Annotated in this window: 15 protein-coding genes and 2 pseudogenes; 11 read left to right on the top strand and 6 right to left on the bottom strand. The window is 37.4% G+C overall.

Annotated elements, in window-relative coordinates:
• Nucleotides 1–54 precede the first annotated feature (54 nt).
• The 3 genes and pseudogenes from HF876_RS13770 to HF876_RS13760 form a co-directional block, all read right to left on the bottom strand.
• Nucleotides 55–878 (bottom strand): annotated as a pseudogene (locus tag HF876_RS13770) (MBL fold metallo-hydrolase).
• Nucleotides 879–1,111: 233 nt separating this feature from the next.
• Nucleotides 1,112–1,393, bottom strand: a pseudogene (locus tag HF876_RS13765) (transposase); the annotation flags it as partial.
• Between the two features lie 324 nt (nucleotides 1,394–1,717).
• Nucleotides 1,718–3,061 (bottom strand): hemolysin family protein, encoded by a 1,344-nt coding sequence (locus HF876_RS13760; RefSeq protein ID WP_205964111.1) that lies wholly within the window; start codon nucleotides 3,059–3,061, stop codon nucleotides 1,718–1,720.
• A 214-nt stretch (nucleotides 3,062–3,275) separates the two neighbouring features.
• Here HF876_RS13760 and chrA point away from each other — a divergent pair, with 214 nt between their 5' ends.
• From chrA to HF876_RS13735, 5 genes are all read left to right on the top strand, one after another.
• Nucleotides 3,276–4,433 (top strand): chromate efflux transporter, encoded by a 1,158-nt coding sequence (gene chrA, locus HF876_RS13755; protein WP_169360661.1) that lies wholly within the window; start codon nucleotides 3,276–3,278, stop codon nucleotides 4,431–4,433.
• A gap of 573 nt (nucleotides 4,434–5,006) precedes the next feature.
• The gene (locus tag HF876_RS13750) at nucleotides 5,007–6,749 is read left to right on the top strand and encodes an ABC transporter ATP-binding protein (RefSeq protein ID WP_169360634.1); all 1,743 of its coding nucleotides are present in this window, start codon (nucleotides 5,007–5,009) and stop codon (nucleotides 6,747–6,749) included.
• Nucleotides 6,746–8,485 (top strand): ABC transporter ATP-binding protein, encoded by a 1,740-nt coding sequence (locus tag HF876_RS13745; RefSeq protein WP_169360633.1) that lies wholly within the window; start codon nucleotides 6,746–6,748, stop codon nucleotides 8,483–8,485. The genes HF876_RS13750 and HF876_RS13745 overlap by 4 nt, the downstream gene beginning before the upstream one ends.
• A gap of 171 nt (nucleotides 8,486–8,656) precedes the next feature.
• Nucleotides 8,657–10,114, top strand: coding sequence for a M1 family aminopeptidase (locus HF876_RS19275; RefSeq protein ID WP_169360632.1), 1,458 nt, complete (start codon nucleotides 8,657–8,659; stop codon nucleotides 10,112–10,114).
• A gap of 291 nt (nucleotides 10,115–10,405) precedes the next feature.
• Nucleotides 10,406–11,662 (top strand): MFS transporter, encoded by a 1,257-nt coding sequence (locus HF876_RS13735; RefSeq protein WP_169360631.1) that lies wholly within the window; start codon nucleotides 10,406–10,408, stop codon nucleotides 11,660–11,662.
• A gap of 43 nt (nucleotides 11,663–11,705) precedes the next feature.
• Here the strand turns inward: HF876_RS13735 and HF876_RS13730 are convergent, their stop codons facing one another.
• Nucleotides 11,706–12,455, bottom strand: coding sequence for a class I SAM-dependent methyltransferase (locus HF876_RS13730; RefSeq protein ID WP_169360630.1), 750 nt, complete (start codon nucleotides 12,453–12,455; stop codon nucleotides 11,706–11,708).
• Nucleotides 12,456–12,798: 343 nt separating this feature from the next.
• Between HF876_RS13730 and HF876_RS13725 the strand changes: the two genes are divergently transcribed.
• Both HF876_RS13725 and HF876_RS13720 read left to right on the top strand, forming a co-directional pair.
• Nucleotides 12,799–14,217: a YfcC family protein gene (locus HF876_RS13725; protein WP_169360629.1), complete on the top strand. Its 1,419-nt coding sequence runs from the start codon at nucleotides 12,799–12,801 to the stop codon at nucleotides 14,215–14,217.
• Nucleotides 14,218–14,245: 28 nt separating this feature from the next.
• Nucleotides 14,246–15,418 (top strand): M20 metallopeptidase family protein, encoded by a 1,173-nt coding sequence (locus HF876_RS13720; RefSeq protein WP_169360628.1) that lies wholly within the window; start codon nucleotides 14,246–14,248, stop codon nucleotides 15,416–15,418.
• Nucleotides 15,419–15,551: 133 nt separating this feature from the next.
• Here the strand turns inward: HF876_RS13720 and HF876_RS13715 are convergent, their stop codons facing one another.
• A complete protein-coding gene (locus HF876_RS13715) occupies nucleotides 15,552–16,106 on the bottom strand; it encodes a lysozyme inhibitor LprI family protein (RefSeq protein WP_169360627.1) in 555 nt (184 codons plus the stop codon).
• Nucleotides 16,107–16,130: 24 nt separating this feature from the next.
• On the bottom strand, nucleotides 16,131–16,334 hold the full coding sequence (locus HF876_RS13710; RefSeq protein ID WP_169360626.1) for a YheE family protein: 204 nt from the start codon (nucleotides 16,332–16,334) through the stop codon (nucleotides 16,131–16,133).
• A 73-nt stretch (nucleotides 16,335–16,407) separates the two neighbouring features.
• Here HF876_RS13710 and HF876_RS13705 point away from each other — a divergent pair, with 73 nt between their 5' ends.
• The 4 genes from HF876_RS13705 (at nucleotide 16,408) to HF876_RS13690 (ending at nucleotide 19,289) form a co-directional block, all read left to right on the top strand.
• Nucleotides 16,408–16,797 (top strand): ferritin-like domain-containing protein, encoded by a 390-nt coding sequence (locus HF876_RS13705; protein WP_169360625.1) that lies wholly within the window; start codon nucleotides 16,408–16,410, stop codon nucleotides 16,795–16,797.
• Between the two features lie 65 nt (nucleotides 16,798–16,862).
• Nucleotides 16,863–18,005: a DUF445 domain-containing protein gene (locus tag HF876_RS13700; RefSeq protein WP_169360624.1), complete on the top strand. Its 1,143-nt coding sequence runs from the start codon at nucleotides 16,863–16,865 to the stop codon at nucleotides 18,003–18,005.
• A 40-nt stretch (nucleotides 18,006–18,045) separates the two neighbouring features.
• Nucleotides 18,046–18,390: a YlbF family regulator gene (locus HF876_RS13695; RefSeq protein ID WP_169360623.1), complete on the top strand. Its 345-nt coding sequence runs from the start codon at nucleotides 18,046–18,048 to the stop codon at nucleotides 18,388–18,390.
• A 116-nt stretch (nucleotides 18,391–18,506) separates the two neighbouring features.
• Nucleotides 18,507–19,289, top strand: coding sequence for an enoyl-CoA hydratase (locus HF876_RS13690; protein WP_169360622.1), 783 nt, complete (start codon nucleotides 18,507–18,509; stop codon nucleotides 19,287–19,289).
• The last annotated feature ends 507 nt before the right edge of the window (nucleotides 19,290–19,796 follow it).

Raw genomic sequence — 19,796 nt, 5'->3', positions numbered from 1 at the left:
CTCGATAGAAAAACTTTTCTGCCCTATGCAAAAACGTCTAATTTCAGTTGCACACTAGGTATTAAATAAGGTTCCATTTAGTGCTTCCATATAACGGGTGGCAGATCTTAGGACATTTTGCTTGGCCTCTTCTTTAATGACACGATGAAAGGCATCGTATAGCCGAGCAAACTTCAATTCTTTTACTCTAATTGAAATTCTTTCAACAATAGTTTCTGGAAGGGGGATAAACTTTGGATAACTGTACATAAAGCTGACCCATGAAAGGTCTGCTACGACACGAATGATATCCCCAGTCATTAAAACCCCACTTTGGTTGTCTCCACTTTTCCATTCTAAAACTGTACCACCTTTAAAATGGCCACCAATTCTATGTAGGATGATTCCTTCTTTTAGTTCAAGTGACTCACCAGACCAAAAAACCATTCGCTCACTTGGTCTCATAACCCATTCTTTATCGTCTTCATGAATGTAAATTGGAGCGTTAAAGGCTTCAGCCCATTCTACTTGACTAGAGTAGTAGTGTGGATGAGATAAAACAATTGCATGAATTCCACCTAAATCTTCTATTTTGCTAATCGTTTTTTCATCTATATAAGAAATACAATCCCACAATAAATTAAAATCCTTGTCTTGTATGTAATAGGCTGTTTGACCAATTCCAAAACGGGACTAGTGTTTATGCTGTATAGTCCTTCTTCTTCGATATTAATAGTATTTTTGTATATGCCTTCTTTAATCATAGATTCTAATGTGGTCCAATTTTGGACATTAGAACTAATAAATTGTCTTTCTTCACCGCAAATTATACATTCCTCTGGTTTCCCAAAAGAATTTTCATACTGAACTCCGCATGTCTTACAAATATATCTTTCCAAAATAATCACTCTTCCTCTAAAATTCATTTTAGTTTGTGTGTTCTGGTATTTCTTGTAATTGAATTGTATCACTATAAATAATGCGTCATTCTAATACTTTTGATTGAAAATTCGATATTATTTGGTGAGTTTAACGTAGTATGTTTTGAAAGAGAAGATAAGACAACCCTTTTGCTATTATCCCAGTTTACATTCTGAAAAAAGAGCTAATTTAGCTCTCGATTTTGTTTGTTTTACGCCATTTTTGGCGTTTTCCAGGTCCAGCTGGCCAACTTCTTAAGATTTAAGGCAGCAAAAGTTAGCATCGCCTGCACGGACAATTTTTTAAGACCCTTTAAGGTTGTCCATCGCATACCATGCTTTTCTTTGGCATCGGCAAAGACACGCTCGATCGTCTCTTTACGCTTCCCGTAAATTTCTTGCATTTCATAGTTATGATGTAAGTCCTCAGCTACATCCAAATAGTCTTGCAAGATATGACGTAGAATCATCTTTAGTTTATTCTTACTCTGCGTTCATTGGTTTGATTTTTCGTCATCAAATCCATCACCTCATTCATTTTATAGGAGGCCCCTTGATTGGAGCGGAGAACGGCGTCTCCAGCGGGAACAGCGCGAGCTGAAGACCCTGGACTGAGCGCAGCGAGGGAAGCGGCTGAAGCCGTGCCCGCGGAAAGCGTCCGTTCGTAGCGGAAATCAACTCTTCCTCGCGTTACTTCTATTTAAAAAGAAAAAAGACTGTAGGCAAACTCCATATTTTTTGGAGTTTGTCTACAGTCTGAACGACTCTCTAAAAAGAGAGCCGTTTCTATATGCATTATTTTAAGTATGATGTATTAATTATTCATCTATGGATTCTTTTAGTTCCTCATCCTCTTGATCTTCCGGAACTTTGACAACTTCTAGATATTGAATGTGATGACCGTCGATTTCTTTGACAGTAAATTCGTAGCCTTGTTCTAGGAGCTTTTCACCACTGACCACATCGTAGCTTTTTGTCATAAACCACCCACCAATAGTATCAATATCTTCTTCATCAATATTAATATTTAGTAAGTCATTTAAGCTTTCGATTAACATCTTAGCGTCAATAATATAATGGTTTTCAGCAACCTTTTGAACCTCAGGCAGCTCATCTGTGTCAAACTCGTCGCGGATATCGCCTACGATTTCCTCGATGATATCTTCAATCGTGACAAGACCAGAAGTTCCTCCGTATTCATCCATTAAGATGGCCATGTGAATACGTTCACGTTGAATTTTAAGTAATAAATCAGCGATAGGCATGTTTTCAATTACTCGAATAATTGGCTGCATGTAGTTAGCTACCGGAGTAGTGGCGTTAGCAGGATCTCGTATAAAGGCAGTTAAAAGATTTTTCATATTAACAAGTCCTATAATATGGTCTTTATCTCCATCAGTTACAGGATATCTTGTAAACTGTTCGACACCTACGACCTCAAAAACCTCACTAAGGGTTAAATCCTTATCGATGGAAGTAATTTCAGTTCTAGGAACCATAATTTCTTTTGCGATACGATCATCAAATTCGAAAATTTTGTTTACATACTTATACTCTGCTTGATTGATTTCTCCACCCTTAAAACTGTCCGAAAGAATCATTCTTAATTCTTCCTCGGAATGGGCTACTTCTGATTCTGAAACAGGCTCTAATCCAAACACCTTGGTCGCTAAGAAACGTGCCGATCCATTCATACCATGGATTACCGGATACATAATTTTGTCAAATATGACTAGTGGCTTAGCAACTGCCAATGTAATCTGTTCAGATCGTTGAATAGCAAATGTTTTAGGGGTTAATTCTCCAACTACTACATGTATATATGTTACTAATGAGAACGCAATGATAAATGAAAGTAAAGAAGAAACACTTTCTGGAAGCTCAAAATACTCAAATGCTGGATGTAAGATTCTTTCTATAGTTGGTTCTCCCAACCACCCTAATCCTAAAGCGGTGATTGTAATACCTAACTGACAGGCAGATAGATATTCGTCCAAATTGGAAACAACCTTCTTAGCATTAATAGCTTTTTTGTTTCCTTCAGCTAAAAGCTGATCGATTCTTGTTGTTCTTACTTTTACTATTGCAAATTCACTTGCAACAAAAAATGCAGTGAAAGCGATTAAGACAGCAAAAGCTGTCAACCGTATGGCTATGTCCAAATAATTACTTTGTCCCTAACCCAAATGGGGGGTAGAACAAAGTGTACACCTCCTGTTTTCTAAAAAAATAGTTTCTAGGTTTAATAATAAAATATATAAAAAGAAATTACAAATCTTTATTCTTTAGGTTGCGACTTCATATTTCCCCCTGTAATCTTGAGATATAGTTTTCCTATTTGTTAGATAATTTTAATGAACTAGGGGGTATGGAAAAATAGTGAAAAAATATATTGAAATAGCAAGTGCTTCAACGAAATTAGGGTTAACTTCTTTTGGTGGACCCGCTGCTCATTTGGCTTATTTCCGAGAAGAGTATGTGCAGAAAAGAAAATGGCTAGACGAAAAGTTATATGCTGACATTGTGGCAATTTGTCAATTCCTACCGGGACCAGCCTCATCTCAAGTGGGCATTGCCATCGGCATACTAAGAGGTGGAATAATTGGAGGGGTCATATCATTTTTAGGGTTTACTCTTCCTTCCATTATACTGCTTGTATTGTTTTCAGCGTTTTTGATATCTACCAACTCATTTGACAGTGGGTGGCTACAGGGATTGAAAATCGTTGCAGTTGCCATTGTTGCTCATGCTCTGTTAGGGATGCAAAAGACACTAGCACCAGACCGTATTAGAATTACTATTGCAATAGCATGTGCTATATTAACGTTGCTTATTCCATCAATAGCTGGTCAGTTTAGCATATTGATTGCAACTGGATTGTTTGGATTTATATATTTTCGTTCAGATGAAAATGAACCTGCTCCAAATATTAGGCTTCCTTTTGGAAAAACAACAAGTATTATTGCTTGGATCTTGTTTTTTGGACTTCTTATTTTTTTACCGTTATTGAAGCCATTTATAAATTCAACCTACTACTTAATTTTTGATATTTATTATCGTGTCGGTTCTTTAGTTTTTGGAGGAGGACATGTTGTACTGCCCATGCTTCAGCGAGAGGTAGCACTTTCCCCTGATGTATTTTTAGCTGGGTATGGTGCTGCTCAAGCGGTCCCAGGTCCATTGTTTACGTTAGCTAGCTTCTTAGGTCATGCAACAGCTGGTATTCCAGGAGCTTTAGTAGCTACCTTTGCCATATTTTTGCCCTCATTTCTAATGGTAATTGGAATACTACCATTTTGGTCAGCTATACGATCGAAAAAAGGGATTCAGAATGCCTTAAAGGGAGTTAATGCAGGTGTAGTAGGAATCCTTCTAGCCGCGTTATATGACCCAGTTTTTACAAGTTCAGTTAAAGAATCATCGGATTTCATCATCGTTTTAATTACTTTCACGGTATTATTTGTTTTCAAATGGGCTCCTTACAAGGTTGTACTGTTAAGTGCAGTTTTAGGTTATCTTTTTCATTTAATTTAATTTTAAAATAGTAATGTACGTTTTAAACTCGAAAAGCTACATGTTAACGTCATAACTGCGCACGTATACGGCGGGTGATGGCTTATCACTCCCCCCGTGAAAAAGCGTCCGACTAGAGTGAAGAGCATTTAAACTTCATTTCCATCTATTTGTTCGTTCTTAAATGTAAAAGCACGAATTTTTGGAATAATTTAATTGTCTATTTCTTCAAAATGTATTGACAACTAAACTTTTGTTGAGATAATATTAAGTGACACTAAATAATTTAGAAATGGAGGTATGAATAATGATTCGTTTTAAAGTTATCGCAAATAATTTAATAGCTCGTTCATACCTACCATTAGACGCTAAATGACTGTTTAATAGCATAAGAATTACTATGTCTATTTTAAAGTGCATTACCGTATCATGGGTAATGCGCTTTTTTGCGTTCTATTATTTCCAAATTTTGGTGGAAAAACAAAGGAGGAGAGTTGGGTATGATTATTCAACGAGCTAAGCAAATTTTAATAAAGGAATCTCTTGAAGGCGGATAGTTGGTAAATGTAAAGGAAAGAAAAGAGGGACAATGGAATGTTTTCAGTATTATTTAAGTTAAAGTGGTTTTTTAAGGATCATTGGAAAAGGTACACTGTTGCAGTTGGTGTACTAATTATTGCAAGTGCATTTGAGATTTTTCCTCCATGGCTAGTAGGAAGGGCAATCGATACAATTACGCTAGGAAATATGAATAGCGACCTATTAATGGAGTATGTATTATATTTTGTAGGAATTATTATAGTGGGATATATTTTAAATTTTATTTGGCAATATCAATTATTTGGTGGGTCTATTTCTATTGAGCGCATTTTACGCACGAAGCTGAATCGAAAATTTTTAAGTATGACACCGACTTTTTACGAGAAAAATCGTACTGGTGACTTAATGGCTCGTGCAACAAATGATTTGAATGCAGTTGCAACTACTGCTGGCTTTGGGATTATGACCTTAATAGATTCGACTATGTATATGTTAGCCTTGATTCTGGCAATGGGTTTTCTTATTTCATGGAAGCTTACTTTTTTTGCACTGTTACCTATACCAGTTCTCGCAATTATAATGCAATATTTAGGTAAAATCATTCATGAAAAGTATATGGTAGCCCAAGATGCATTTGGGGATTTAAATGATCGTGTTTTAGAATCTATAGCTGGTGTAAGAGTAATTCGTGCGTACGTTCAGGAACGTGCTGATGAGAAGAACTTTGCAGATATGAGTGAAGAGGTTTATCAAAAAAACATGGTTGTAGAACGAATTGACGCCTTGTTTGGTCCTATCACAAAAATAGGAACAGGTATTAGTTATGTCGTGGCACTTGGTTATGGAGCTTTTTTAGTTTCTAAGGGTGAGATGACGGTAGGAAACCTAATTACATTTAACGTTTATCTAGGTATGGCTATTTGGCCAATGTTCGCTATTGGGGAACTGATCAACGTTATGCAACGCGGGAATGCTTCGCTTGACCGTGTACAGGAAACGCTTGAGTACGATGCAGATGTGAAGGACCCGACTGCTCCAGTGAATTTGAAGGATGTAATGTCCATCGGTTTTGATGATGTTGGATTTCAATATCCTTTATCACAAGTGAAAAATTTAGAAAATATCCGAGTAAACCTACAAAAAGGGCAGACGCTTGGCATTGTAGGTAAAACTGGGTCTGGAAAAACGACCTTTATTAAGCAACTGTTAAAGGAGTATCCAATTGGAGCAGGTCAACTGACGATTGGAGATATCCCAATATCAGAGCAAACAAAGGATCAAGTATTAGAATGGATTGGGTATGTGCCTCAGGATCATGTGTTGTTTTCTAGAACCATACGCCAAAATATCCTTCTAGGAAAAGAAAATGCTACAGAAGAAGAATTAGAGGAAGCACTTCGTTTAGCACATTTTCAACAGGATTTAATGAATCTACCAATGGGATTAGAAACGTTAGTAGGGGAGAAAGGGGTTTCCCTATCTGGGGGTCAGAAGCAAAGGGTATCGATTGCTCGAGCGCTTATCAAAAATCCAGAAATTCTTCTTTTAGATGACTCCCTTTCTGCGGTAGATGCTAAAACAGAGGCAAAAATTATCGAAAATATACAAAACGAACGCAGTGGGAAGACAACAATTATTACGACGCATCGCTTGTCAGGCATTCAGCATGCCGACCAAATCATCGTTTTAGATGAAGGAATCATTGTAGAACAAGGTACGCATGAGGAACTTCTAAAGCATAATGGCTGGTACAAGGAACAATATGATCGTCAACAGCTTGAGGGGGTGTCGTCATGAGTACTGGAAAACGACTCTACCATTATGCGTTATTTTATAAAAAGCCAATTATTCTTGGTCTAATCTTTTTAACGATTGCTGTAATTGCCGATTTGACAGGACCATTTATCGCAAAACAAATTCTTGATGAACACATTACAGATGGTGCCATTGATCTGGAGCCGATATTAATGCTCCTTGCAGTATTCTTTGGTCTAAGTATTGTAACAGCGGTTTTTAGATATTTTATGTTTATAAACCTACAGGTTGGAGCAAATCGTGTTGTTCAGAAGCTCCGAAATGATGTTTTTCAGCATATACAAACTTTGCCTATACAGTATTTTGACAACCTGCCTGCCGGTAAGGTAGTTGCTCGTGTGACAAATGATACGGAAGCAATCCGTAATCTATATGTTCAAGTACTTTCACAGTTTGCAACCAGTATCATTTCTATTACTGGGGTCTATATAGCAATGTTTATTTTAGACGTTAAAATGGCAGCAATCGCTTTATTCGTCATTCCGATCGTATATATATGGATGCTAGCTTATCGAAAATATGCATCTCAATATAATCATATTGTGCGAACAAAGATTGCAGATATGAACGCCATGTTAAATGAATCAATTCAAGGAATGTCAATCATTCAAGCGTTTAAACGGGAAAAACAAATGGACCAAGAATTTGAGGAGATGAATGAAGAGCATTACAGTTATCAGCGTAAGCTTTTAAAATTAGATTCTGCTACCTCCTTTAACTTAGTACAGGTGCTAAGATCCATCATGTTTGCTCTATTTATTTTAGTGTTTGGTAGTCAGTCCATGGAGCCGGGAGCAATCATCTCTGCTGGATTGCTTTATGCCTTTGTGGATTATACGACGAGATTGTTCAATCCAATTACGGGGATAGTTAATCAGTTCTCTCAGCTAGAACGCTCATTGGTAGCTGGAAGTAGAGTATTTGAATTGTTGAATGAAAAAGGGGAACAGGTAGAAGACAAACGAATGGAAAGATACGAAGGAAACGTGGAGTTTAAAGACGTGTCGTTTGCCTACAAAGGTGATGACTTTGTCTTGAAGAGCTTAAACTTTGTTGCAAATAAAGGAGAAACGGTTGCCCTAGTGGGGCATACAGGCTCTGGGAAAAGCTCTATCATGAACTTGTTATTCCGATTCTATGACCCAACTAAGGGGAAGATTTTAATAGATGGAATAGATATCACGTCCCTTCCAAGGCAAACCATTCGTAATCATATGGGAATTGTATTGCAGGATCCATATCTTTTCTCTGGAACCATTGAAACAAATGTTAGTTTAAATGATCCTAGAATTTCACGAGAAAAAGTAGAGGCCGCATTAGAAGCAGTAGGTGGAGAACGTGTACTAAAAAACCTCGAAAAAGGATTAGATGAACCAGTAATTGAAAAGGGAAGCACGCTCTCTTCTGGTCAAAGACAGCTAGTATCCTTTGCAAGAGCGCTTGCCTTCGACCCGGCCATTCTTATATTGGATGAAGCGACATCTAACATAGATACCGAGACAGAAGAAATTATCCAGCATGCGATGGATGTATTAAAGAAAGGTAGAACAACCTTCATCATTGCACATAGACTTTCTACTATTAAAAATGCAGACCGTATTCTAGTTCTAGACCGGGGTGAGATTGTAGAGAGTGGCACACATGACGAGTTGCTGCAGCTACAAGGTCGCTACGAACAAATGTATAAGCTACAAGCCGGAGTTTCCCCTAATGCATAAGCATAAGGGGATTTTCCCTTTTCTAGAGATAAAAGATAGATAATTTTCTTGAAAAACGAAGTTGGTGTGTGCATTTTTCTCCACACATCTGTTAAAAGACTCAACTAATTTACAAAATAAAGGAAGGATATTTTTGAAATAGATAGAATGTAGAGAAAAGGAGATGAGATAGTGAAAACTAAAGCATTCATTGCTATTTGTACGGCTGCAGTCATTTTAGGGGTTGGAAGTTACTTTATATTAGAGAAAGAATCTAAAATAGATATAGTAGAACCAGAAGTGAAAGCAGAAGAAAAACCAACTGCTAAAAAAGTAAAAGAGGAATCTATTTCAGTACTCCAAGGTTCTAGGGGAAATTACAAAATAGATATCCACCAGGCGGAGGACTTACGTTTTCACATATCTGCGGAGATTGAAGTTACGAATGAATCCAAAAGTGTATGGGAGGATATCGGTTTTTATTTTATCCCGAATGTTACGACGCTAGAGAATAAATACTTTATGCTTTCATCTATAGGAGAAGCAGAGATTTCTTCTATTAGAAATAAAGATGGCGAAGAATTATCATATAAATTGAACGATACCATGCTTTATGTAACTCCAAAATCTGATGTACAACCAGGTGAAAAAACAATTTTAACAGTAGAATATTTATTAAAGCCGCCATTTAAAGGGCAACGACTGTCGAGAATAGACAACAATTTCTATTTAGCATTATGGTATCCAATGCTAGGTAGGTATACGAACAAATGGGAACTACATCCTTATTACCATGTGGGTGAATTCTATGATACGGGGTATGGAGACTATGAGATTACTTATGAGTTAGCTAGAGAATACTTGGTTGCCAGCTCGGGAGAAGATGGTGAACCTAAGCCTACCATTAGTGGGAAGACACAAGGAACAAATATTAAAGATTTTTATATAGCATTTTTAGATCCGGAAGAATGGATTAGTGAGACATTGCAAGCAAATGATACAACAATCAGATATTTTTATCCTTATGATGTTCCAGACACTTTACATCAAATGATTATGGATGCTCAAAGAGCGTTTTTATTTATGGAAAAAAATATTGGGGATAATCCGACAAAAGAGTTCGATGTTGTTGCAAATAATTCAGGAATGGAATACCCAAATATTGTAGAAGTATGGTTTGATCCAGGGAGACATGAAAGAGTATTAATCCATGAAATTGCTCATCAATGGTTTTATTTCATGGTTTCCAGTGATCCTTATGAAGAATCTTGGTTAGATGAGAGTTTAACGGCACTATTGGAGGGGACATACCGTACCTTAAGATATGATTCCAGTGAAATGGGTGAAAAATTAGGATTTAATGAAATAAATATTTTTGCTGAAAGAAAAACTCAGCAGGAAATTGCTAATATTCCAGTTACGGAGTTTGGTACGGATCATGGTCCGGTGCTATATGGGAAAATCCCTGCAATTTTACGAGATTTCTTTAAAGAGAGAGGCGGACACGAAGAAACAATTAAATTTTTATCCGCTTATTTTAATGAATTTAAATATCAATATGTGGATACTGAGACCTTTGTAGAATTCTTCAATGAGTACCATCAAGAAGATCATACTGAGTTTTTCAAAGAGTGGCTTCTATTAGAATAATTTACTTCATATTTTTTTATTGAACTATAGCAGCAGGTTAGTTTAACATATTATGCTGTTAGGAGACTGCCGAAATTAAATTTAAATGAGCCTGGAGAAAAATCCTAGCTCATTTTTTTGTGTCTTAAAGCAACCTTGAGCTTTATACAAAGCTAATGATAAAAAACAAGAAAGAGTTCTTTTGTAAATTCTTTCTTCTATAAAAATTTCGAAAAATTTAATTTAAGCGATTGTAATTTTCTGTCGGAACTCGTATATTTAGTGTAACGAAATAGATGGAAGAGGTAGTATATGATTCCTTGGTTTGTAGAGTGGAAAAAGAAAATAGTTTCCTTTAATCGTAATATTCGTATGTTTATGCTGGCCAATGTTCTGATTCAAATAGGCATGGGTGTTTTTTCTGTAATGTACAATTTATACATTAAGGAGCTTGGATTTCCGGAAACGTTAAACGGTAAAATTATCGCGATGACCTCCCTGGCTTCTGCCATCATGTTAGTGCCTGCCGGTTTTCTTAGTGACCGTTTTGGAAGAAAGAAAATTATTATGATTGGTGCTGTGGTCGCAGCAGGTACATTATTTTATAGAAGTTTGATGGTTAGCGAGCAGTCTTTAGTGTATGCTGCTTTTTTTACGGGCCTCTTTATGGCGCTTGTTCAAGTATCAGGGATACCTTTTTTAGCTGAGAATTCAACCGCCAGTGAACGGATGCATCTATTTAGTATTCATTTTTCACTTATGACTCTAGCCGGGGTAGTAGGGAGCCTAGGGGGTGGGGTCTTAGCTGATTTACTGCATGCATTAGGTGGTCTATCTGTAGTGGATGCCATCAAATATGTATTAATAATTGGAGCTACGATATTTACTCTAGGTCTCCTGCCGCTTACTAAGTTAAATCCGGTAGGAAATAGAGCTACATCAAAGGATAATCAAGATGACAAAAGAACACCTGAGCCAAGCAGCTTCAGAAAAAATGTGAAGATTATCATTCTATTTGGCTTTGCAAATTTATTAATAGGTACTGGCTCTGGGCTAGTAATTCCTTATCTAAACTTATATTTTTCTAATCGATTTGATGCTTCGAATTCATATGTAGGACTTATTTTATCACTAGGATCCGCTATGACAGCGGTGGCGATGTTATTAGGGCCTGCTTTAGTTAAGCGAGTAGGAAAGGTGAGGGCGCTCGTTATTTTTCAGCTGTTATCTATCCCGTTCCTTTTTATAACTGGCTATACGAACTCTCTTGTAATTGCATCCATTGCCTTCCTAATGCGACAGGCGCTGATGAATGCGGGTAATCCAATTCAGAGTGCCATAGCCATGGAGTTAGTTCAGGATAAATATAAAGGGCTTGCGAATTCGGTCAATCAGATGGTGTTTAATGTTGGGTGGGCAAGTACAGGAGCTATATCTACCGGTCTTGTGATGACCTTTGGGTTCTATTGGGGCTATGCGTATACATTTACAATTACAGGAGTATTGTACTTGATTGCCTCTACGTATTTCTTTTTGGTCTTTGGTAGGAAAAAGCTGGACAGTGTGTAGCATAAAAGCAACCTTTGTGATTAAACAAAGGTTGCTTTAAATATTATTTCTTTTTTACTTTTATTCGATAAGATAAGCAGTTTTCTAAGCTGGCAACCTGCTGATAGGCCCATGTGTTGTAGTCCATTGCCCCTCCAGGAAAGTAGCCTACTACTTGTAAGCCTGCTTGATGACACAACTCATCTATTTGTGCGGGTGCATAACATGCTAGTATTTGTGTGAATTTTTCTTCTGCGTCCTCTACACTCCACCATGTGTCAGTCATAGATTGAGTCTCCTTGATATACCCGTATTGCCGTTGAACTGTTGGATCATTTGTGGGCTGCATTTCTATTCCATTTACATTCTTCCAATATAAAGGCTGATAAATATCTATTAAAGCAATTCCATCGATATTCAACCAGTCATATATACGTTTGAGTATGTTGACTTGGTCTTGATCAGATCCAACACCAAAGTCATCTATATAGAGCACAATATCAAATTTCTTTTTCAACCTTACAGTATAAAAATCAGCACAGATTGCTTCTACGCTAGGGTGTGCGTTTTGAAGCGCATACTTAACTATTTTGTCAGCTAACTCAATCGTAGTAACATTTTTGCCTAACGCTGCAATTGCATTTGCTAATTTCCCATAGCCTGCCCCTAATTCTAAAACTGCTTTAAACGGTTTCCCAGCTTGTTCCTGAATAGCTTCTGCTTCCTGTTGATAAAATAAGGAATCATTGTAGTTATGATCGTTTATAAAATCAAATTGTTTTTCATAAAATTTCTGTTGCCAATTGGAATGCATCTTTTTCCTCCTGTAATTTTATTTCTTACAGGTTGTACTTTAAATTTCGAATACCCATGAAGAAGAGCACCTCCTACTAATCTCAATTTTATCATAATTAGAATATTGTAAAAACAGATTTATGAATTTGTTTTGCTGAAACGATATTTAAATATAATATTTTTTCAATTCTGTATTGAATGTTAATTTTGTTTATAGTAAAGTTTGTTAAAAGTATTAGACTATATATTCTTAATTGTCTATAACTTTAATGGTTCACAATAGAGAAGGGGATGAAAAGGGGAAACTACGTAGTGGGATAAAAAAAGGAACATAATTTTAACGAGCAAAGGAGAAAGCTAGAATGACAACAGCCTTGAAAGAAGTATCCACAAAAAAGAAAAAGATTAGAGAAGCGCCACATCCATTCGTTATTTTATTTACCGTTGTTATAATCATGGCTGTATTAACTTATATTATTCCAGCTGGACAATATGATCGCGTAGAGAATGCAGATGGTCGTACAATCGTAGTAGACGGCTCCTATCAAACTATCGATTCTAGTCCTGCGGGCTTCTTAGATATATTTAATGCTATACATAAAGGAATGGTCGAAGCTGCTCCAATTATTTTCTTTATTTTTATGGTGGCAGGCTCATTCAATCTATTTAGAGAGTCAAAGGCGATAGAAGGTGCATTTGGTTCCTTATCCACTAAGATGAAAGGAAAAGAAATGCTCATTATTCCAGTAGTAATGATGTTTTTTGGAGTGGCTGGAGCAGCAGTAGGAATGTTTGAAGAAGCACTACCTTTCATCTTGATTTTAGTGCCGATTGCCATAGTTATGGGATTTGATTCCATCGTAGGGGCCGCCATGGTTATTGTTGGGGTTTCAGCTGGATTTACAGCAGCCTTTATGAATCCATTTACCATTGGAGTTGCCCAAGGAATCGCGGAGGTTCCAATTTTTTCAGGCATGGGTCCACGCATTGGCTTTTGGATTGCTTTCATGGCAATATCTATTGCATATGTAATGATTTATGCCAATAAAATAAGGAAAGACCCAACCAAAAGTATTATGTATGAGGAAGATAAAAATAGAAATATTGATATTGAAGCGATGAAACAGGACACTATCACAAAAACTCAAGGAGTTATTATTGCGATTCTAGTAGTCACAATGGTTGGAATGGCTTTTGGGGTATTGAAATTTGGATGGTTTATAACAGAGATTTCAGCATTATTTTTAATCATGGCAATCGTTATTGGATTGGTTAATCGACTGAAATTTAATGAGATTACAAAATCCTTTGTTCGAGGCTGTGAAGAAATAGTTGTAGGGGCATTAGTAGTTGGCTTTGCCTATGGGGCATTAGTTATTTTAAACGATAGTAATACAATAGACACCATACTGTATGGAATTACTAATTTAGTTGAGAAGTTTCCTTCTAGCTTAACGGCGATCGGTATGTATGTTATGCAAACATTGCTTAATCTTATTGTTACATCAGGCAGTGGTCAGGCAGCTTTAACTATGCCTATTATGGCCCCTTTATCTGATTTGTTAGGAGTAAGCAGACAAACGGCAGTATTGGCTTATCAAATGGGAGACGGAATCACAAATATTATCGCACCTACAAGTGGGCTAATATTAGCAGCTCTTGCCATGGCTAAGATCTCTTATGGAAAATGGGTTCGTTGGTTGTGGCCATTAATTTTGATACAATTTATAATGGGAGCAGTTTTTGTAACGATTGCTCATCTATTCTTTTGGCCAGCATGATACAGTTGTGTTATTTAGGAGGATTACAATGGAAAAGTTATTTAATAGATTAGAAGAGATTTACCCCGAGTTAGTCGATTTCCGAAGAGATTTGCATATGTATCCCGAGCTTTCTCATCACGAGGTGGAGACGCCTAAAAAAATTGCTGCTTACTTAAGGAACTTAGGATTAGAGGTTCGAACGGAAGTTGGAGGGAGAGGTGTTTTAGGTTACCTAAAGGGTGGGAAACCAGGGAAAACCATCGCACTTCGAGCAGACTTTGATGCACTTCCTATTCAGGATGAGAAGGAAGTAGCATACAAATCAAAAGTTCCAGGAGTTATGCATGCATGTGGGCACGATTTACATACGTCTGCACTTTTAGGGGTGGCAAAGGTACTAAGTGAGCACAAGGACGAGGTACCAGGAACTGTAGTGTTCATCCATCAATTCGCCGAGGAGACCACTCCAGGTGGTGCCGAATATATGATTAAGGACGGTAGCTTAGATGGTGTGGACGTTATCTATGGTTCACATGTGATGTCTCTTCAGCCCTATGGGACATTTAGTGTGATAGAAGGCTATGCTTCCTCCGCACAGGATGATTTTTATATAACAATTCATGGTAAAGGGGGGCACGGGGCATCTCCTCATGAAACGATTGATGCTTTAGTGACGGGAAGCCAGGTTGTATTAAATCTACAGCAAATTGTTAGCAGAAGAGTAGATCCACTAAAGGCTGCAGTAATTACGGTTGGTTCTTTTCAAAGCGGAAGCACTACTAATGTGATACCTGACACTGCCTATATAAAAGGGACAGTGAGAACCTACGACGAGGATGTGCGCACACTAATCGAGCAGAAGCTAGAACAAGTAGTTAAAAGCACTTGCGAAGCTGCTGACGCTACGTACGAATTAAAATATGTGAAGGATTGTCCATCTATCTTTAACGACCCTATCGAAACAAAGCGTGTAGAGAAGGTGGCTAGTCAGGTTCTAGGGGCTGATAACATTATTCCAGGGAAACCGATGAACGGAAGCGAGGATTATGCGTATTATCAACGCGAGATTCCGGGAGCTTATTTTATCATTGGTGGAGGGAACGAGGAACTAAAAGCTACCTACCCACATCATCATCCTAAGTTCGACATCGACGAACGCGCAATAAAGGATATTGGTAAAATGTTTATTGGGACTGTTTTTGAACAGCTACAGAATTGATTGCAGGATATAGAAAAAAGAGCTTGGTCCTCCAAGCTCTTTTTTTATATAGAATAAACATTCCATGTATGTACGTTTTGCCTTTTTATTTGACCTTAGGCTTAGTTGTTTACTTTCAAATCACATTCTTGAATTATTTCATATAACGATCAACTAACTCATAGCATCTTTCTTCAGTAAGATTAGCTAGAACAGCTACATATTCTAAATGCTCCTGCGTCCCGCCTTTAAATTTTAGAGAAGCTTCTAATGCTTGGTCATCTCTATCTTTTAACCATTGTCGTTGATTTTCTCTTAATTGCTCCATTTCTTCTGGAGACAATTGCTCCTTTAATTCACCATATATTTCATTCAACAGTTTATCCCATAGTTCCCATCTATCATCTTCCACTTTTTTTAGCGCATAAGTCGAAGAATCAGTTGCCTTCAATTTTTCTGTCTCTAATTTAGTGTTGTTTAATTTTATGGAGTACTCTTCTTTTAAGGTAGAATCCTTAGGCACTGGATTTTCTTGAGTGTCATTTGATGTACTTTTGTTTTCATCCAAGACTGATTTTTTGTCTTGAGATACTTCACTATTTTGGGACTGGTTGTCCAGCTCAGTACTAGTTTCTGGTGATTCTTCACAAGCAGCTAATAAAGCTGCTAGCACTAATGTGACTATTGGTATTATATATTTTTTATTCATAAACTGAGTGTTCACCTTTCTTGTTTAGTCGTACACATGGAAGAGCATAAGCTCATGAATCATTTTTTTGACTGCTTCCTCGTCTGGAGGAGTTTCGCCAAGCCACTTAATCGTGCCATCCGGTTCGTATTCCGCAGCAAATCTTTGTTGCTTGTAAAAGAAAGAAACTGACCAGCCGGGCAGCTGTTTGTTGTCATAGAGTGATTTAAAGCTGAAATGTTGTAGCAATATAATCATACCTTTCATGTGAGTGAATTTGCTCGCATACACTAGTATAAATGACTAGTGAAGGAGCATCTAATTGTTTATTGAAAAACTGGAACAAGCAATTAAAAATGAGTACGCGGATTATCATCATTATATGGATATGTATAAGCTGACGGACGATCCATACTGGCAAGAATTCATCGAGCACGTGTACGAGGACGAAAAAAGCCATTATGAAATGTTTCAACAACTCTATTATATGCTTACAGGAAGTTTTGTTCAAAACTTACAGAAAGTTCCCCCGTGTGAAGATTTAAAATCCTGTGTCAAGCAGTCAGTCAAGGATGAATTGGAAACCGCGGAAGTTTATAAGGAAATGCTGCTCCAAATACCGATTCAACAAGCATATGCACCTCTTTTTTGTGCTATGCATGATGAAACAGAGCATGCCATTCGATTTTCGATGATGTACAATGCACTCTAATTGTTTTTGTGTTTCTCCCTCCTCTGCTATAATAATCTAGAAGCTAGAGGAAAAAGGTGAGATGGATGGGTTTTTTATGGACAATCATATTCATGGCAGTCGTTGGAGCAGCAATTGGAGCGGTTACTAACCATTTTGCCATTAAAATGCTATTTAGACCACATGAAGCAAAGTATATAGGATCATGGAGAGTTCCGTTTACTCCAGGTTTGATACCAAAGCGACGGGATGAGCTTGCCAAACAATTAGGAATAACTGTTATCAAGCATTTATTGACTCCGGATATTTTCAAAAAGAAGTACTTTAATGATGCAATGAAGAGTAAGGCTAATGACTTTGTTGTAAAGCAGCTAAATAAAAATATATTACAATCAGATAAAACTGTACATGATTGGTTGAAGCTTGCAGGAATTGAATCTGTGCCATCTCTTGTGAATGCAAAAATAGATGAACAGGTTGATATACAGTTCAATCGTATTTTAGCAAAGTTAGAGAATGAGACAATTCGTCAAATTGCTCCACTAGATTGGCAAGAAAAGGCCAATAGCAAGGTTGGGGATATTGTTTCTTATATTCTTCATAAGGGTGAGGAATTTTTCCAATCAGAAGAAGGTAAAAGTACAGTTAAGAAGCTGATTGATGATTTCCTTTCTACTAAAGGAACACTTGGTAATATGATACAAATGTTTATGGGAGATTCCAACTCACTTGTGGGCAAGGTACAGCCTGAAATTTTAAAGTTTCTACGGGCACCTGGAACAAAAGTGATGCTCGAAAACATTGTTCAAAACGAGTGGGAGAAGCTTAAGGATCGACCATTGGCTGAGATGATGGAAGGCTTTGATTTTGATCCACTAGTAGTCAACGTCAAGGCATATTTAAGAGAGCAGCTTGCAATTGAAGATAGATTAAATTATAGTTTAAACCATTACTTCCCTGGTGCCTCTGAATGGGTCGAGACCCAAATGGTACCGAAAATAACTAATTTTGCTTTTGTTGAGGCAGAGGCTAAATTAGAGGAAGTATTGCGTAAAATGAAGCTAGAGGAAATGGTTAAAGAGCAGGTTGACTCATTCCCAGTTGCACGATTAGAGGATATCGTACTTGGAATCTCTAAAAGAGAATTCAAAATGATTACTGTTCTCGGTGGTGTATTAGGGGGACTTATAGGAATTATACAAGGTCTAATCGTATTCCTAACTAGCTAATAAAAGGCGTGTTAGAGCCTAAAAAAGGAGCATATAAAACATGATTAACATTTATGACGACATTAACAAACTAGAGGCATCACTACGCCAAACAGATGAATTCGCAAACGTGAAAGCAGCAGTAGAATCAGTAAAATCAGATCAAGAGGCACTTGTATTATTCCAAAGCTTCCGCAAAATTCAGCTTGCCTTACAAGAAAAGCAAATGAAGGGCGAAGAAATCTCTGGGGAAGAGATTGAATACGCACAAAAAACGGCACAACTTGCGCAAACAAACGAGAAAATCTTTCACATGCTACAATCTGAAATGGCACTTAGCCAAATGATTGAAGAGATCAATCGTGTGTTACTAAAACCAGTTCAAGATTTGTATGAAGGAATTTAAGATGGATTTAAAGCTCTAGGCTTCTTGCTTAGAGCTTTTTTTATTGGCTAAAAAGAAGGATTAAAGTAATTAATGACGAATTATAAAAATGAATGACTATTCACAAAGGGGATTTTATGATGTACAAAACTTTACTATTTGAACAAGAGGGTCGTATCGCCACACTAACGTTAAACAGACCAAATGCAATGAACGCTATGGATGAAACAATGATGGAGGAATTAGCAGATATTCTTGATGAGCTGAGAGGAAATAAATCTGTCCAGGTTTTAATCATTAAAGGAGAAGGCCGTGCATTTTCAGCTGGCGGGGATATTAAAGCAATGCTCAGCGATGAAAAGCCACTCGATATAGAAGCTGCCATGGACTATTTAACTCGTATCGCAACAAGCTTGTATACATTGCCTCAAATTACGATTGCCTCCGTACATGGTGCGGCAGCTGGTCTTGGCTTTAGTATGGTATTAGGCTGCGATATTATTATCGCCGAGGAAAATAGTAAGCTAGCGATGAACTTCATCGGAATTGGCTTGATACCTGATGGAGGGGGTCACTTCTTCTTAAAAGAAAGAGTCGGCATACCTAAGGCAAAGCAGCTTATGTGGAGCGGACAATTATTAAACGGCAAGGAAGCACAGAAATTAGGATTAGTAGACGAGGTAGCGCCAGATGGAGCAGGACATGCAACAGCAGCAGCCTATGCCCAAAAGCTGTTAGCATCACCTGTAGCAGCAATGATTACTTCTAAAGAAATCTTGCATCTGTCTAAAATAAATGAACTACAAGCCATTTTAAGAGGCGAAGCAAAAGGTCAAACAGCAATGCGTAAAACCACAGACCACCAAGAAGGCATACAAGCATTCGTGCAAAAGCGTAAACCTGCCTTTAAAGGGGAGTAATGATAGTGAGAGCCGAGGTAGTTGTATGCCTCGGCTCTGTTTTGTTTTGGCACATTATAAAAAAAAGGGGAAGTGTATTTAAGAATGTGGAAAGTGCACTTAAATCCATAGAAATCGCAACTAAGTCAGCAAACCACTCCTAAAATCTCAAAAATCTCACCTAAACGCTTGGGAAGTGTCACATAAAAAGTGGAAAAGTGCACCTAACCTCATGCAAAATGTCCCATAACCAATCGGGAAGCGCCCGTAAATCAATAGAATGCGCCCATAAATCCTGAAAGAGCCCATAACTTCATCTAAAGTGTCCCATAAAGGGAAGGAGAGTGTCCCATAAGCACCAGAAAATAGCCCATAAATTAATCAAAATAGCCCGTAAACTTGCCAGGCGCCCATAACCTCATGCAAAGTGTCCCATAACCAACAGAAAAACGGAGAACGTATAAAATTTTGTGTAAATGACCATAACTTTCCTATAGGAGATGATCATTATGCAAAATTACGAAAATA

The organism is Psychrobacillus sp. BL-248-WT-3 (assembly GCF_012843435.1).
In the GTDB taxonomy this organism is placed as follows: domain Bacteria; phylum Bacillota; class Bacilli; order Bacillales_A; family Planococcaceae; genus Psychrobacillus.
The sequence above is the reverse complement of the archived record's forward strand: the minus strand, read 5'-3'. Positions and strand labels throughout refer to the sequence as shown.

Bases quoted from the DNA above. Each gene is read 5' to 3' on its own strand.
- HF876_RS13735 (WP_169360631.1), top strand. From the start codon at position 10,406: ATGATTCCTTGGTTTGTAGAGTGGAAAAAGAAAATAGTTTCCTTTAAT.
- HF876_RS13725 (WP_169360629.1), top strand. From the start codon at position 12,799: ATGACAACAGCCTTGAAAGAAGTATCCACAAAAAAGAAAAAGATTAGA.
- HF876_RS13750 (WP_169360634.1), top strand. From the start codon at position 5,007: ATGTTTTCAGTATTATTTAAGTTAAAGTGGTTTTTTAAGGATCATTGG.
- HF876_RS13690 (WP_169360622.1), top strand. From the start codon at position 18,507: ATGATGTACAAAACTTTACTATTTGAACAAGAGGGTCGTATCGCCACA.
- HF876_RS13730 (WP_169360630.1), bottom strand. From the start codon at position 12,455: ATGCATTCCAATTGGCAACAGAAATTTTATGAAAAACAATTTGATTTT.
- HF876_RS13720 (WP_169360628.1), top strand. From the start codon at position 14,246: ATGGAAAAGTTATTTAATAGATTAGAAGAGATTTACCCCGAGTTAGTC.
- HF876_RS13695 (WP_169360623.1), top strand. From the start codon at position 18,046: ATGATTAACATTTATGACGACATTAACAAACTAGAGGCATCACTACGC.
- HF876_RS13745 (WP_169360633.1), top strand. From the start codon at position 6,746: ATGAGTACTGGAAAACGACTCTACCATTATGCGTTATTTTATAAAAAG.
- HF876_RS13715 (WP_169360627.1), bottom strand. From the start codon at position 16,106: ATGAATAAAAAATATATAATACCAATAGTCACATTAGTGCTAGCAGCT.
- HF876_RS13700 (WP_169360624.1), top strand. From the start codon at position 16,863: ATGGGTTTTTTATGGACAATCATATTCATGGCAGTCGTTGGAGCAGCA.